Source organism: Chitinophaga sp. 9-1-y (assembly GCF_059511905.2).
The window spans coordinates 6,152,577-6,168,231 of sequence record NZ_CM197955.1 but is presented as its reverse complement, the minus strand read 5'-3'; the positions used below and the strand labels follow the sequence as shown (position 1 = coordinate 6,168,231).

Genomic DNA, 15,655 nt, shown 5'->3' with positions numbered 1-15,655 from the left:
TCATTTTGACAAATGGCAACTAAAAAAAGAAAAGTAGCTGACGCGAAGCTGGAAAAAAATAAGGTTTATAGCCTGAAAGAAGCTTCTAGCTTAGTTAAAGATATTAACTGTACTAAATTCGACAGTTCTGTCGATTTACATATCCGCTTAGGCGTTGATCCTAAGAAAGCAGACCAGGCAATCCGTGGTTCCGTAACGCTTCCACACGGTACTGGTAAAACTAAAAAGGTGTTGGTACTTTGCACACCTGATAAAGAAGCTGCTGCAAAAGAAGCAGGTGCTGACTTCGTTGGTCTGGACGAATTTATCCAGAAGATCGAAGCTGGTTGGACTGAGGTTGATGTAATCGTAGCTACTCCATCTGTAATGCCGAAAATCGGTAAACTGGGTAAGATTTTAGGTCCACGTAACCTGATGCCGAACCCTAAAACCGGTACTGTTACTAACGACGTTGCAGCTGCAGTAAACGATGTTAAAGGCGGTAAAATCACTTTCAAGGTTGATAAAGCTGGTATCATCCACGCTTCTATCGGTCGTGTATCTTTCGCATCTGATAAAATTGAGCAGAACTCCCTGGAGCTGATCAATGCTATCATCAAGCTGAAACCAGCTACTGCAAAAGGTACTTACCTGAAAGGTCTGTCTATGGCTAGCACCATGAGTCCTGGTATTGTTATCGATACTAAATCTGTTCAAAACTAATTGATCACGAGTTGTAGTCGTTATCTGTAAAGATGGGACTTGCTACAAACGTTTTAATATGAATAAAGATCAAAAAAATGATGTGATTGAACTGCTGAAAAGCAAGTTCTCTCAATACAGCAACTTTTATATCACTAATACCGAGTCATTAACGGTAGCACAGGTAAATAGCCTGAGGAAAGTGTGCTTCGATAAGCAGGTGGAAATGAAGGTGGCTAAAAACACCCTGATCCGCAAGGCGTTGGAGTCTCTGGATAGCGAAAAATATGCAGGTGTATTTGACAGTCTGCATGGCGTAACTGCCCTGATGTTCTCTGACAGCCCGAAAGAGCCGGCTCTAATCATCTCTGATTTCCGCAAAGCTAACAACAAGCTGGAAAAACCAGTTCTGAAAGCTGCTTTTGTTGCTGACGAAATTTTCGTAGGTGACAACCAACTGAAGGCACTGACCAACATCAAGACCAAGAACGAGCTCATTGGCGAAGTTATCGGTCTGTTGCAATCTCCTGCAAAACGCGTTATCGCTGCTTTGCTGGAAAAAGGCAAGAAAGAAGAAGCTGGGGTGGAAGCACCTGCAGCAGAATAGCTATCAGCTATTAGCCATTAGCTATTAGTTTGACTAACTGCTAAGAGCTAAAAGCAGAAGCTCACAAAACTGGCTTCCAAGTCACAATATAATTAACAACAACATTACAAACATTACATTAAAACATTATAAAATGGCAGACGTAAAAGCATTAGCTGAACAATTAGTAGGTTTAACTGTTAAGGAAGTACAAGAACTGGCAGACGTTCTGAAATCAGAATATGGTATCGAACCAGCTGCTGCTGCAGTTGTAGTTTCTGGCGGTGGTGGCGAAGCTGCTGCTGTTGAAGAAAAAACTGCCTTCAACGTAATCCTGAAAGCTGCAGGTGCTAGCAAACTGAACGTTGTGAAGATCGTTAAAGATCTGACCGGCTTAGGTCTGAAAGAAGCGAAAGAACTGGTTGACGGTGCGCCTAAATCTGTAAAAGAAGGCGTAAGCAAAGCTGAGGCTGAAGACCTGAAAGCTAAGCTGACTGAAGCTGGTGCTGAAGTTGAAATTCAGTAATTCTTTGCTTAAGTATACATCTTTTAAAGGTCAAAAGTGCTTTTGCACTTTTGGCCTTATTCCCTTTGGGAAAGTGTCTTTTTCAGAGAGTCAAAACGGGGAATCACTTGAGGTGACTTTGACCACGTGTAGAAGGCATAAATAAATCGGGATGGTATTGGCAAAGAAATCTTAATTTCCCTAATTCTTACAAGTCATATAACTGCTAACTTCGAATATGTCTCTAAAAAAAGCCCAAACAAACGAAAGAGTAAATTTTGGAAAGATCAAACAAGTTACTGAGACACCGGATCTGTTGGCTATCCAAATCCAATCTTTCAAGGATTTCTTCCAATTAGAAACCACACCAGACAAGCGAAACAACGAAGGCCTTTTTAAAGTATTTAAAGAGAACTTCCCGATTACGGATACCAGAAATATCTTTAATCTGGAATTCCTCGATTATTTCGTGGATCCGCCGCGTTATACCATCGAGGAGTGTATTGAGCGTGGGCTTACTTATTCCGTACCGTTGAAAGCGAAACTCCGCCTCAGCTGTAATGATGAGGAGCATGTGGATTTCCAGACGATTGTTCAGGATGTGTTCTTAGGAAACATTCCGTACATGACTCCAAGAGGTACTTTCGTTATTAATGGTGCTGAGCGCGTAGTTGTATCCCAACTGCATCGTTCACCTGGTGTTTTCTTTGGTCAATCTGTACATCCGAACGGTACTAAAATCTACTCTGCAAGGGTGATTCCGTTCAAGGGCGCGTGGATGGAGTTTGCAACGGACATCAACAACGTGATGTACGCCTACATCGACCGTAAGAAGAAATTCCCGGTTACCACCCTGTTACGTGCCATCGGCTATGAAACAGATAAGGATATCCTGCAGCTGTTTGGCATGGCAGATGAAGTAAAAGCAGACAAAAAGAGTCTTGATAAATATGCCGGCAAAAAGCTGGCTGCCCGTGTTTTAAGAAGCTGGGTGGAAGACTTTGTGGATGAAGATACCGGTGAAGTGGTGAGCATCGAGCGTAATGAAATTATGCTGGAGCGTGATAGCATCCTGGATGAAGCGAATATCGAAACCATCGTAGACATGGGGCTGAAAAGCGTTTTCGTTCAGAAAGAAGAGGTGAGCGGCGATTTCTCCATCATCTACAATACATTAAATAAGGATACATCTAACTCCGAGCTGGAAGCCGTTCAGCACATCTACCGCCAACTGCGCGGTGCCGATGCGCCGGATGATGAAACTGCAAGGGGCATCATCGATAAATTGTTCTTCTCCGACAAACGTTACGATTTAGGTGACGTGGGTCGTTACAAGATCAACAGAAAATTAGGTCTTCCTACTCCGTTAGACATGAAAGTGTTGACGAAGGATGACATCATCTCCATCATCAAGTACCTGGTACAGCTGACGAACGGTAAAGCGGAAATCGATGATATCGATCACCTCTCCAACCGTCGTGTGCGTACTGTAGGCGAGCAGTTATATGCTCAGTTTGGTGTTGGTCTGGCACGTATGGCACGTACCATCCGTGAAAGAATGAACGTACGTGATAACGAGGTATTTACCCCGGTAGATCTGATCAACGCCAGGACTTTGTCTTCCGTGATCAACTCCTTCTTCGGTACTTCCCAGTTATCTCAGTTCCTGGATCAAACAAACCCGTTATCTGAAATCACGCACAAACGTCGTATTTCCGCTCTCGGACCCGGTGGTTTGAGTCGTGAAAGAGCAGGCTTTGAGGTGCGTGACGTTCACTATAGCCACTATGGCCGTTTGTGTACCATTGAAACACCAGAAGGACCAAACATCGGTCTGATTTCTACCCTTTGCGTTCACGCGAAGGTGAATGAAATGGGCTTCATTGAAACACCTTACCGTAAAGTAATCAGCGGTAAAGTAGACATGCATAAAGTGGAGTTCCTGAGCGCTGAGGAAGAAGATTCTGTGAAGATTGCACAGGCTAACGCCCCACTGGATGATAAAGGTCATTTCGTAAATGATAAAGTAAAATCCCGCGAAACCGGTGACTTCCCGATTCTTGACAGAGATGAAGTGGAATTCATGGACGTGGCACCTAACCAGATCGTAGGTTTGAGTGCGTCGCTGATTCCGTTCCTGGAACACGATGATGCCAACCGTGCGTTGATGGGATCAAACATGCAACGTCAGGCAGTACCATTGCTGAACCCTGAAGTACCTATCGTAGGTACTGGTTTGGAAGGCAAAGCTGCACGTGACTCCCGTTTGCAGATTACCGCAGATGGTAACGGTGTGATCGAATTTGTGGATGCAAATGAAATCCATGTTCGCTACGAACGTGATGAAATGCAGAAACTGGTGAGCTTTGAAGACGATCTGATCGTTTACACACTGACTAAATTCGTTAAAACCAACCAAAGCACCTGTATTAACCTCAGACCTTGCGTGAAGAAAGGTCAGCGTGTTAAGGATGGCGACTTCCTCACAGAAGGTTACGCTACCCGCGGTGGTGAACTGGCACTGGGACGCAACCTGAAGGTAGCGTTCATGCCTTGGAAAGGTTACAACTTTGAGGATGCGATCGTAATTTCTGAGCGTGTTGCACGTGAAGATCTCTTTACTTCCATCCACATCGATGAATATGAACTGGAAGTTCGTGATACCAAACTGGGTGAAGAAGAGCTGACTCCAGATATCCCTAACGTAAGTGAAGAGGCTACCAAAGACCTCGACCAGAACGGTATTATCCGTGTTGGTGCGCACATTAAAGAAGGTGATATCCTGATCGGTAAAATTACCCCACGTGGTGAGTCTGATCCTTCTCCTGAAGAAAAACTCTTAAGAGCGATCTTTGGTGACAAGGCTTCTGATGCGAAAGATGCTTCTCTGAAAGCACCTCCGTCTACAGAAGGTGTGGTAATCGACAAGAAATTGTTTAGCCGCGCTAAGAAAGACAAGAACTCCAAAACCCGTGAAAAAGCGGCGATCGAGAAACTGGAGAAAATTCACCAGAAGAATGCGGAAGATCTGCTGGAAGTGTTGATGAGCAAGTTGCTGGTATTACTGAAGGATAAAACCTCTCAGGGTATTACCAACACTTACGGTGAAATACTGATTTCCAAAGGATCCAAGTTCTCTCCAAAGAACCTCGTGAATATTGACTTCATGAACGTAAACCCACTGGGCTGGACAACAGACGAAGTGGTGAACGATCAGATCAATACCCTGCTGCATAACTATAACATCAAGTTCAACGAAGAGCTGGGTCGTTACAAACGTGAGAAGTTCAACATCTCTATCGGTGATGAGCTGCCAGCGGGCGTACTGAAACTGGCGAAGGTTTACCTGGCCAGCAAGCGTAAGTTGAAAGTGGGTGATAAGATGGCGGGACGTCACGGTAACAAGGGTATCGTTGCCAAGATTGTGCGTGATGAAGACATGCCATTCCTGGAAGATGGTACACCACTGGATATCGTACTGAACCCACTCGGGGTACCTTCCCGTATGAACCTTGGACAGATCTACGAAACCGTATTAGGTTGGGCAGGTCTGAAACTGGGTGTACGTTTTGCGACTCCGATCTTTGATGGTGCTACTACAGAAGAAATTGCCGGATATATCAATGAAGCTGGTTTACCAAGCTTTGGTCACGCTTACCTGCATGACGGTGAAACGGGTGACCGCTTCCACCAGAAAGCAACTGTGGGTGTTATCTATATGCTTAAACTGAGCCACATGGTGGATGATAAGATGCACGCCCGTTCTATCGGACCGTACAGTCTCATTACCCAACAGCCTTTGGGTGGTAAAGCCCAGTTCGGTGGTCAGCGTTTTGGTGAGATGGAGGTATGGGCACTGGAAGCATACGGTGCATCTAACATCCTGCAGGAACTGCTTACTATTAAATCAGATGATATCGTTGGTCGTGCCAAAGCATATGAATCTATCGTGAAAGGAGACAACATCCCTAAAGCGGGTGTACCTGAATCCTTCAACGTATTGATCCATGAATTGCGTGGTCTGGGTCTGGATCTGAAATTTGACTAAGAGCTTTTAGCTACCAGCCATTAGCAGTGAATGCTAATGGCTGATAGCTTGGATATTTCGCAGGAATAAAATTTTTGTCGCTGGCTTATCACCAACGGCTAACAGCTAAAAGCTAATAACAGATGGCTATCAAGAAAGAAAATCGTCCTAAATCAAATTTTAACAGCATTACCATCAGTCTGGCTTCTCCGGATGTTATCCTGGAGCGTTCATACGGTGAGGTGCTGAAACCTGAAACCATCAACTACCGTACTTACAAACCGGAACGTGATGGTTTATTCTGCGAAAGAATATTCGGGCCTGTAAAGGATTACGAGTGCTATTGCGGAAAATATAAGCGTATCCGTTATAAGGGTATTGTGTGTGATCGTTGTGGTGTTGAGGTAACGGAGAAGAAAGTACGTCGTGAAAGAATGGGTCACATTCGTTTAGTGGTTCCCGTTGTACATATATGGTATTTCAAATCCCTGCCTAACAAGATTGGTTACCTGCTTGGAATGTCTTCCAAGAAACTGGAAACCATTGTGTACTATGAAAGATATGTGATTATCCAGGCGGGTATGAAACAGGAGAAAGGCATGAACTACGGTGATTTGCTCACTGAAGAAGAATACCTGGATATCCTGGACACCTTACCAAAAGACAATCAACTGTTACCGGATGAAGATCCTAACAAGTTTATTGCTAAAATGGGTGCGGAAGCGGTAGAAATGATGCTGGCCCGTATTGACCTGGACAGCCTTTCTTATCAGCTGCGTAACCAGGCGGCTACTGAAACTTCCCAGCAACGTAAAGCGGAAGCGCTGAAACGTCTGAGCGTAGTGGAAGCTTTCCGTGAAGCAAATGGTCGTGTAGAAAACCGTCCTGAATGGATGGTGATGCAATATATCCCGGTAGTACCTCCTGAACTGCGTCCGTTAGTTCCATTGGATGGTGGCCGTTTCGCGTCTTCCGACCTGAACGACCTTTACCGCAGGGTAATTATCCGTAACAACCGTCTGAAACGTTTGATCGAAATTAAGGCACCTGAGGTGATCCTTCGTAACGAAAAACGTATGCTGCAGGAAGCAGTGGATTCCCTGTTCGACAACTCCCGTAAATCCAATGCGGTGAAAGCGGAAGGTGGTCGTGCACTGAAATCACTGTCAGACGTACTGAAAGGTAAACAAGGTCGTTTCCGTCAGAACTTGCTCGGTAAACGTGTGGATTACTCCGGACGTTCTGTTATCGTGGTAGGTCCTGAACTGAAATTACACGAATGTGGTTTGCCTAAGGATATGGCGGCGGAGTTATTCAAACCGTTTATTATCCGTAAGCTGATCGAAAGAGGTATCGTTAAAACCGTGAAATCAGCTAAGAAGCTGGTAGATCGTAAAGAAGCGGTGGTTTGGGATATCCTGGAAAATGTACTGAAAGGTCACCCGGTAATGTTAAACCGTGCACCAACCCTGCACCGTTTGTCTATCCAGGCATTCCAGCCTAAACTGGTAGAAGGTAAAGCGATACAGTTGCACCCACTCGTGTGTTCTGCGTTCAACGCGGATTTCGATGGTGACCAGATGGCGGTTCACGTGCCTTTGAGCAACGCTGCAATCCTGGAAGCCCAACTGCTGATGCTGTCTTCTCACAACATCCTCAACCCGCAGAATGGTACGCCAATCACCCTGCCTTCACAGGACATGGTTCTTGGTCTGTATTACATTACCAAGGGTAAGAAAACGATAGGCGATGTAGTAGTAAGAGGAGAAGGTAAAGCCTTCTATTCTGCTGAAGAAGTAATCATCGCACTGAATGAAGATCGTATTGACCTGCATGCTCACATCCGTGTGAAAGCGGACGTAAGAAATGCAGATGGTTCACTGGAAAGAAAGCTGATCGAAACTACTGTAGGCCGCGTACTGTTCAACCAGTTCGTACCTAAAGCTGCCGGTTATGTTAACGCCCTGCTGACCAAGAAATCACTGCGTGAAATCATCGGTGATATCATCAAAGCAACTGACATCCCTAAAACTGCGAAGTTCCTGGATGACATCAAACAATTAGGTTTCCGCATGGCGTTCCGCGGTGGTCTGTCATTTAACATTAATGACCTGATCATCCCAGATGTTAAGCAAGACATGATTGATGGTGCTTCCAGCGAAGTAGACGAAGTGTGGGATAACTATAACATGGGTCTGATTACCAACAACGAACGTTACAACCAGATCATCGATATCTGGTCACGTGTGGATACGAAGGTAACAGAAACCCTGATCCGTGAGCTGGCAACAGACAAGCAAGGTTTCAACTCAGTATACATGATGTTGGATTCCGGTGCGCGTGGTTCCAAGCAACAGATCAAACAGCTGGCTGGTATCAGAGGTCTGATGGCTAAGCCGCGTAAGAGTGGATCTACCGGTTCCGAGATCATCGAAAACCCGGTATTGTCCAACTTTAAAGATGGTTTGAACGTATTGGAATACTTCATCTCTACGCACGGTGCCCGTAAGGGTCTTGCGGATACGGCGTTGAAAACGGCGGATGCGGGTTACCTGACCCGTCGTCTGGTAGACGTTGCGCAGGATGTGGTAATTAATGAAGAAGATTGTGGCACTCTCCGTGGTATCGCTACTTCTGCATTGAAAGATAATGAAGAAGTGATTGAAACCCTGTATGACCGTATCCTCGGACGTACTTCCCTGCACGATGTGTTTGATCCTCATAACGATGATGAACTGATCGTAGCAGCAGGTGCTGAAATCACAGAAGAAATAGCACACAGAATTGAAGAAAGTGCCATTGAAACCGTAGAAATCCGCTCCGTACTGACTTGCGAAAGCCGTCGTGGTGTGTGTGTGAAATGTTACGGTAAAAACCTGGCGAGCGGTTACACTGCACAAAGAGGTGATGCCGTTGGTATCATCGCGGCGCAGTCCATCGGTGAGCCTGGTACCCAGTTGACACTGCGTACCTTCCACGTGGGTGGTGTGGCCGGTTCTACTTCCGTTGAATCCGGTTTGCCAGCCAAGTTTGATGGTACTGTTCAATTCGACGGTTTACGTACTACCACCTACGAAAACAACCAGGGTGAAAAAGTACAGATCGTTATCGGCCGTACCGGTGAGTTGCGTATCATGGACGTGAAAAACGATCGTCTGCTGGTAACCAACAACATCCCTTATGGTTCTACCTTACTGGTGAAAGACGGGCAGAAAGTAGTGAAAGGAGACATGCTCTGTACATGGGATCCGTTCAATGCCGTTATCGTGTCTGAAATCCCTGGTAGCATTCGTTTCGATAGCATCGTAGAAGGTATCACCTTCCGTGAAGAAGCAGACGAACAAACCGGTCACCGTGAGAAAGTGGTAATTGAAACCAAAGACAAGAATAAGATTCCGTCTATCCTCGTAGAAGGTAACAAAGAGGTGAAATCATACAACTTACCAGTAGGTTCCCATATCGTGATCACCGAAGGTGATAAGGTAAGAGCCGGTCAGGTAATTGTGAAGATCCCACGCGTTATCGGTAAACTGCGAGATATCACGGGTGGTCTGCCACGTGTAACGGAGCTCTTCGAAGCACGTAACCCAAGCAACCCTGCCATCGTTTCTGAAATTGACGGTGTGGTAGCATTTGGTAACATCAAACGTGGTAACCGCGAAATCATCATCGAAAGCCGTGAAGGTCAGATCAAGAAATACCTGGTGCCATTAACACGTCACATCCTGGTACAGGACGGTGACTTCGTGAAGGCTGGTACTTCTCTCTCCGATGGTTCTACTACTCCTGCAGACATCCTGTCTATTAAAGGACCGTTTGCTGTACAGGAATACCTGGTAAATGAAATCCAGGAAGTATACCGTTTACAGGGTGTGAAGATCAATGACAAGCACATTGAGGTGATTGTTCGTCAAATGATGCGTAAAGTAAACATCGAAGATCCGGGTGATACCCGCTTCCTCGAAGGTGATACTGAAGATAGATTTGACTTCTTTGAAGAAAACGATATGATCTTCGATAAGAAGGTTGTAACTGAAGCGGGTGAATCTGCTAACCTGAAAGCGGGCCAGATCGTAACCCTGCGCCAGGTTCGTGAAGAAAACTCTCTGTTACGTCGTGCAGATAAGAAACTGGTTGAGTACCGCGATGCACAGCCGGCTACTTCCAGCCCACTCCTGCAGGGTATTACCAAGGCATCCCTCGGTACCCGCAGCTGGATCTCTGCTGCTTCGTTCCAGGAAACTACCAAAGTACTGTCTCAGGCTGCGATCAACGGTAAAACCGATGATATGATGGGTCTGAAGGAGAATGTGATCACAGGTCACCTGATCCCTGCCGGTACCGGTTTACGTGAGTTCGAAAACATGATCGTAGGTTCTAAAGAAGAATACGATATCCTGGCCTCTTCTAAAGAAGTGTTCCAGTTCGACGAAGAAGAATAGTGCTGAAAAGCATCTTCAACAATACGAAAGCGGGTGTTTCCAATAGGAGACACCCGCTTTTTTTATGAGGTAAAGACATCCATGTATTGATATCTATCTCCCGAAATCAAAACTTACGGCCTACAAATGAAAGCGGGTATTCCCAACCGGAAACACCCGCTATTTTTTTGAAGTAAACCAATGGATGTATCGATATACGTCTCCTTAATCAATATCTATTGCTTGCCGGTAGCTTAAGGAGTTGTAAGCCTGGGGAACAGGATGAACACGGGTCTTTGCTCATGTAAACACCCGTTTTTGGGGATAAGTCAATGAATGTTGGAGTATAGATTTTTCAAATGAATAACTACTGTTTAGCTGCATCCTGTTGCAGGTCTTTTTTGTCATGCTGTAAATCTTTTACATCATGGTTTTTATCTTTCCTTTCCCGGTTTAGCTGGTGTTTATCCTGCTGAATGTCTTTGTTGTCCTGGTTGCGGTCCCGGCGATCTTTGTTCAGATCTTTATTGTCCTGTTGCAGGTCTTTTTTGTCGTGATGAATGTCGTGGTAGTCGTGTTTCAGATCTGCCTTATCTTTCGCGAGATCTTTAGTATCGCCGTTTTTGCGGTCTTGTGCGATATCTTTTCTGTCTTTGTTTACATCGTTACGATCATGTTGTAAATCTTTGCGGTTGGCATGGATATCTTTTTTGTCATTATTGATATCCCTGTTATCCTGTTTTACCTCGTTGCGATCCCGTTTGATATCTTTTTTGGTGTTGCTGATATCTTTATTATCGTGTTGTATGTCTTTACGATCGTGACGGATATCTTGCCGGTCGTGGCTGGCGCGTTTCTGGGCACTGGTATTCAGGGAAACGAGGCCTAAAAGAAAAGCGGGTACAAGGATAGCTGGCATTTTCATTTTGTTGCAGGTTTTTGTTATATGATAAATAAATTGTTTGTGAAGAATAGACGGGGAAGAATAATATTTGTTTAAGCAGGGCTCATTAAAAACTAATTAAAACCTATTTTTGATTCCGTAAAAACGAAGCGGATTTCATGAAATACCTGATTATTCCCATTATTATAGGGCTCACTATGCTGGGAGCATGCAAGAAGAACAGCGACAGTGCGGTGCCAGATACGCATGGACATTTTATGGTGGTTGATGCATTACCTAATAATGTACAATACGATATCCGCCTGGATTCGCTTGCTTTTGCCAGCAACGTAGGCTACAAAACCGTTACCGGTTATAAAGCCTATCGTGCGCAGAAATACAACCTCATTATTACGCCTACCGGCCAGCCTAATGTGATACTATATAACAGTGGGATTTTTTTGAGAAATAATCACTACTACACGGCGTTCCTGGGGGGAGACAGTGCATTAAATCCCCTGTTGATCATTACAGAAGATGATTTAAGTTCATTTGGTGAAGGCAGTGCAAAGTTCAGGGTGGTTGATCTCAGTCAGGGATTTAAACCTAACAGAACGCCGCTGGGCATGGACGTTTTTGCAGGCTCGTCGCCAGTGATTTTTAAAGGATTAGCCTTCCCTTCGCGGACTGATTTTGTACCATTGATTGGTGATAGTGCTTACTCCATTCGTTTCAATTACGTGGATTCTTCTTTGTCGTTGAGGTATCACCCGTTGCCTACGCAAAAAGGGAAGGTATATACCCTGGTGACGGCCGGTTATCCATTGGACTCTGCAAGATTTGATATATTAACGATCCAGCATAATTAAGCATAAAGCATAAAGCATAAAGCGGAAAGCAAAAAGCTATTGTAGCGAATGATGATAACGTATAAGAGTAGTGCGTGCTGCCATCATTCGATACAATAGCTTTTTGCTTTCCGCTTTTCGCCTTTGCTTTTCCAAAGCTTTATTTTAATTTAACGAGGTGATTTCCGGCAAGGGGGGAGAAAGGAATAAATTGCACGCTATTTTTAGCAACAAACGATCGGGATATGAAAAAAATGTTTCTTCTTGGAGGAATGGCTATGCTGGGCGCCGTAACAGCAGGCGCGCAACAGGCGGCGGCTCCTTACCTGGATGCCTATACGATTCCCGTTAAGAAAAGGAACGCCACCATCGGAAAGGTGTACGACAAAGAAGGAAAGGTAGGTTCGGCTGTGATACTGGAAGATAAATCCGGTTTATTTACCATCAGCGGAAATGAGTTGAAGTTAAAGAGGAAGGTGAGTGTGGCTGATAACGGCGTTATGACTTACCCGGTGCGTATTAAAGCGGGTAATGATACTGCTGATTTTCTGCTGGTAGCAGACCAATTCATCCGCAATAAGGTAGTGGCGCATCGGGGTGCGTGGAAGTATCATGAAGGCAGTCAGAATAGTTTAACCTCCCTGAAAGACGCTATCAAACTGGGTTGTGAAGGATCTGAGTTTGATGTTTGGTTATCGTCTGATGATCAGCTGGTGATATCGCATGATCCGGAGATAGGAGGTAAAAAAGTGGAAGAAACCACCCTGGCGGAGTTACAAACCGTGCAGTTAAAGAATGGCGACCGCGTGCCTACCCTGGAAGAATATATCAATACCATTATGGAACAGCATAAAACCAGGCTGGTATTGGAGCTGAAGCCTTCTGCCAAAGGGAAAGGCGCGCAACTGGCTACGCAGGCAGTAGCCATGGTGCATGCTAAGAAAGCCCAGGCCTGGATGTTTTATATCAGTTTCGACTATAACATTTGTAAGAAAATAAAGGAGCTGGACCCTACCGCTAAAATCGCCTATCTGAATGGTGATAAAACGCCGGCCCAATTGCAGGCGGATGGTATATGGGGACTGGATTACAACCAGCAGGTATTTAAAAAGGATCCTCAATTAATTGCTACCGCCCGTCAACAGCAGGTTACCACTAATGCGTGGACCATTGATAATCCGGAAATAATGGATGGATTATTGAAAGATGGTATTGATTTCATTACTACCAATGAGCCGGAACTCCTGTTGGAGAAGGTAAAGCACTAATATTAGTTAAATCCTAGCTAAAAAAGGGGATCCGAATTTGAAAATCCGGTAAAAACCTTATTTTAGCCGTTCCATTTTAAAAATGTACTAAAAGAAGCACAAATCCACCTATTAACATGCGCACTCGTAAACAATTAGTGACAAAAGGATTATTAGCGGCATTAGCAGCCGGATTATTGATGTCTTGCCAGGGAAACAAAGCTGGTAACAACGCCCCAGCCACGCCAGCAGCAGGTACCAGTACTCCAGCAGCGGGAAGTTTCAAAATTGCGTATGTAGATCTGGATTCACTGGAAGCGCATTTCGAGTATTTTAAAGAAAAAAGAGCCTTACTGGAACAGAAGCAGGAGCAGATGGACAATCAGCTGAAAGGCAAGGCCCGTGCTTTACAGGCAGAATATGAGGACCTGCAGCGTAAAGCGTCCACGCTTACACAGGAGCAGGGTGAGGCCGCGCAACGCAGCCTGATGGCTAAAAAGCAGCAGCTGGATCAGGAAGCGCAGAACCTGGGTGCTTCTTATACTGAGCAGCAAACCAAGTTTAATGAGGAATTGCAGAAAAGACTGGATGATTTCCTGAAGTCCTTCAACGCAGACAAACGTTATGCTTATATATTCTCATACCGTAGCAATGCCAGCAACATTCTGTATAAAGATCCGGCATATGATGTAACACCGGATGTTATCAAAGGAATGAATGCGAATGGTGCGGGTGCGTCAAAATAAGCGCATAAAACCTTCGAAATTTTTTCTACCTTATAGTCCCGGTTCCTTTATGAACCGGGATTTTTTATAAATAACAATATGGAAATCAACCAAACTCAATCTTTCAAGCCCTCCCTGGGGCTGCTAGATGCCACGATGATTGTAGCCGGTTCCATGATAGGTTCCGGTATTTTTATTGTAACGGCCGAAATAGCCCGTAGTGTAGGCGGTGCTGGCTGGATTACCGCGATGTGGGTGTTGGCCGGTGTGGTCACCCTGATTGCCGCGCTCAGTTACGGAGAACTCTCCGGTATGTATCCCAAGGCTGGCGGGCAATATGTTTATTTGCGGGAGGCCTACAATCCATTTATTGCTTTCTTATTTGGCTGGACGCAGTTTGGGGTTATCCAAACGGGTACTATAGCTGCAGTAGCGGTGGCTTTTGCCAAGTTTACCGCTTACCTGATTCCTGGGTTCAGTGAAAAGAATATTTTGTTAGATATAGGTGTGGTGCAGATTTCTGCGGCGCAGATAGTGGCCATTGTGTCTATCATCTTACTAACGTTTATCAATACACGTGGTGTGCATCATGGTAAGTTGATACAAACGGTGTTTACGTTGGCTAAGCTGCTGTCTTTATTTGGCCTGATTATTTTCGGATTTGCGTTGGGAGCTAAACATGAAATCTGGCAGGCTAACTGGCAGCATGCGTGGGATGCGGCGTCGGTAACTACCCTGAATGGAGACGTAGTAACGGCTGGTTTGTCGGGATTGGCATTGATGGGGGCTGTGGCGGTATCTATGAAGGGGTCGTTGTTTTCCAGTGATGCCTGGAACAACGTGACTTTTATTGCAGGTGAAATTAAGAATCCGGCAAAGAATATTGGTCGTTCTCTTTTCCTGGGTACGTTGATTGTAACGATTATTTATGTGAGTTGTAACCTGATGTACCTGGCTGTATTGCCACTGAATGAAATTGCATTTGCCGCCAATGACCGTGTAGGTGTGGCTGCAGCGGCAAAGATCTTTGGGTCTAATGGTGCGATCATTATTGCTGTGATGATTATGATTTCCACGTTTGGCTGCAATAACGGACTGATTTTATCGGGTGCCAGGATTTATTATACCATGGCAGAAGATAAATTGTTTTTCAAACAGGCAGGTGTATTAAACAAGCACAGTGTGCCGGCATATGGATTGTGGATACAATGCGCCTGGGCGTCTATGCTGTGTTTGACAGGCCGCTACAATGATTTGCTGGCGCTGGTGATATTTGGGGTATTGATATTTTATGTGCTGACTATCCTGGGTATTTTTATTTTAAGACGTAAGCGTCCGGAGGTGGACAGACCTTATAAAGCTTTTGGTTACCCGGTACTGCCACTCGTTTATATCATTGTGGCATTGTCGCTTGCGGCGTTGTTGCTGGTGTTTGAAAGCAAATTTACTTTACCCGGACTGGGTATTATTTTATTGGGCATTCCGCTCTATTACATTGCCATGGCGCGTCAACCGAAGAGTTGATTTAGCTAAAATGGACAAAGAAACAGGAGATTTACCACGAAAGTTGTATAAAAAAGAGTGGCCACTGCAGTGCATACTGCAGTGGCCACTCTTAATTTGCACTAAGACACACAGACAATGTGATGTGTGCTAACAGAACCCTAATAATTTAGAAAACCCAGTAGTAATAGAGAATATTTAAACAAAAGGAATTGTCAACATAAGCATA

General features: G+C 44.9%; 10 protein-coding genes. 9 read left to right on the top strand and 1 reads right to left on the bottom strand.

The features are described from left to right. The first annotated feature begins 12 nt into the window (after nt 1-12). The 5 genes from rplA to rpoC all read left to right on the top strand — a co-directional run bounded on the left by rplA (nt 13) and on the right by rpoC (nt 10,241). Entirely contained in the window at nt 13-702 is a 690-nt protein-coding gene (gene rplA / locus AC5ZC7_RS24300) for a 50S ribosomal protein L1 (protein ID WP_496158437.1), read from the top strand. 58 nt (nt 703-760) lie between these two features. Continuing rightward, nucleotides 761-1,288: a 50S ribosomal protein L10 gene (gene rplJ / locus AC5ZC7_RS24295; protein ID WP_496158438.1), complete on the top strand. Its 528-nt coding sequence runs from the start codon at nt 761-763 to the stop codon at nt 1,286-1,288. A 133-nt stretch (nt 1,289-1,421) separates the two neighbouring features. Continuing rightward, nucleotides 1,422-1,793 (top strand): 50S ribosomal protein L7/L12, encoded by a 372-nt coding sequence (gene rplL / locus AC5ZC7_RS24290; RefSeq protein ID WP_496158439.1) that lies wholly within the window; start codon nt 1,422-1,424, stop codon nt 1,791-1,793. A gap of 217 nt (nt 1,794-2,010) precedes the next feature. Continuing rightward, a complete protein-coding gene (rpoB, locus tag AC5ZC7_RS24285; protein WP_496158440.1) occupies nt 2,011-5,820 on the top strand; it encodes a DNA-directed RNA polymerase subunit beta in 3,810 nt (1,269 codons plus the stop codon). A 122-nt stretch (nt 5,821-5,942) separates the two neighbouring features. Then, the gene (gene rpoC, locus AC5ZC7_RS24280) at nt 5,943-10,241 is read left to right on the top strand and encodes a DNA-directed RNA polymerase subunit beta' (protein WP_496158441.1); all 4,299 of its coding nucleotides are present in this window, start codon (nt 5,943-5,945) and stop codon (nt 10,239-10,241) included. 346 nt (nt 10,242-10,587) lie between these two features. On the opposite strand, the gene AC5ZC7_RS24275 is transcribed toward rpoC, so the two are convergent. Beyond that, the gene (locus AC5ZC7_RS24275) at nt 10,588-11,145 is read right to left on the bottom strand and encodes a hypothetical protein (RefSeq protein ID WP_496158442.1); all 558 of its coding nucleotides are present in this window, start codon (nt 11,143-11,145) and stop codon (nt 10,588-10,590) included. Between the two features lie 137 nt (nt 11,146-11,282). Here AC5ZC7_RS24275 and AC5ZC7_RS24270 point away from each other — a divergent pair, with 137 nt between their 5' ends. The 4 genes from AC5ZC7_RS24270 to AC5ZC7_RS24255 all read left to right on the top strand — a co-directional run bounded on the left by AC5ZC7_RS24270 (nt 11,283) and on the right by AC5ZC7_RS24255 (nt 15,447). Next, nucleotides 11,283-11,972, top strand: a complete 690-nt coding sequence (locus AC5ZC7_RS24270; RefSeq protein WP_496158443.1) for a DUF4397 domain-containing protein — start codon at nt 11,283-11,285, stop codon at nt 11,970-11,972. Between the two features lie 224 nt (nt 11,973-12,196). Then, complete coding sequence (locus AC5ZC7_RS24265) at nt 12,197-13,219, top strand: glycerophosphodiester phosphodiesterase family protein (RefSeq protein WP_496158444.1); 1,023 nt, start codon at nt 12,197-12,199, stop codon at nt 13,217-13,219. A gap of 116 nt (nt 13,220-13,335) precedes the next feature. Beyond that, the gene (locus tag AC5ZC7_RS24260) at nt 13,336-13,944 is read left to right on the top strand and encodes an OmpH family outer membrane protein (protein WP_496158445.1); all 609 of its coding nucleotides are present in this window, start codon (nt 13,336-13,338) and stop codon (nt 13,942-13,944) included. Between the two features lie 78 nt (nt 13,945-14,022). Continuing rightward, on the top strand, nt 14,023-15,447 hold the full coding sequence (locus AC5ZC7_RS24255) for an amino acid permease (protein ID WP_496158446.1): 1,425 nt from the start codon (nt 14,023-14,025) through the stop codon (nt 15,445-15,447). Nucleotides 15,448-15,655 lie beyond the last annotated feature (208 nt).

Coding starts and splice junctions, on each gene's coding strand:
- rplA (WP_496158437.1), top strand. CDS start 13: ATGGCAACTAAAAAAAGAAAAGTAGCTGACGCGAAGCTGGAAAAAAAT.
- rplJ (WP_496158438.1), top strand. CDS start 761: ATGAATAAAGATCAAAAAAATGATGTGATTGAACTGCTGAAAAGCAAG.
- rplL (WP_496158439.1), top strand. CDS start 1,422: ATGGCAGACGTAAAAGCATTAGCTGAACAATTAGTAGGTTTAACTGTT.
- rpoB (WP_496158440.1), top strand. CDS start 2,011: ATGTCTCTAAAAAAAGCCCAAACAAACGAAAGAGTAAATTTTGGAAAG.
- rpoC (WP_496158441.1), top strand. CDS start 5,943: ATGGCTATCAAGAAAGAAAATCGTCCTAAATCAAATTTTAACAGCATT.
- AC5ZC7_RS24275 (WP_496158442.1), bottom strand. CDS start 11,145: ATGAAAATGCCAGCTATCCTTGTACCCGCTTTTCTTTTAGGCCTCGTT.
- AC5ZC7_RS24270 (WP_496158443.1), top strand. CDS start 11,283: ATGAAATACCTGATTATTCCCATTATTATAGGGCTCACTATGCTGGGA.
- AC5ZC7_RS24265 (WP_496158444.1), top strand. CDS start 12,197: ATGAAAAAAATGTTTCTTCTTGGAGGAATGGCTATGCTGGGCGCCGTA.
- AC5ZC7_RS24260 (WP_496158445.1), top strand. CDS start 13,336: ATGCGCACTCGTAAACAATTAGTGACAAAAGGATTATTAGCGGCATTA.
- AC5ZC7_RS24255 (WP_496158446.1), top strand. CDS start 14,023: ATGGAAATCAACCAAACTCAATCTTTCAAGCCCTCCCTGGGGCTGCTA.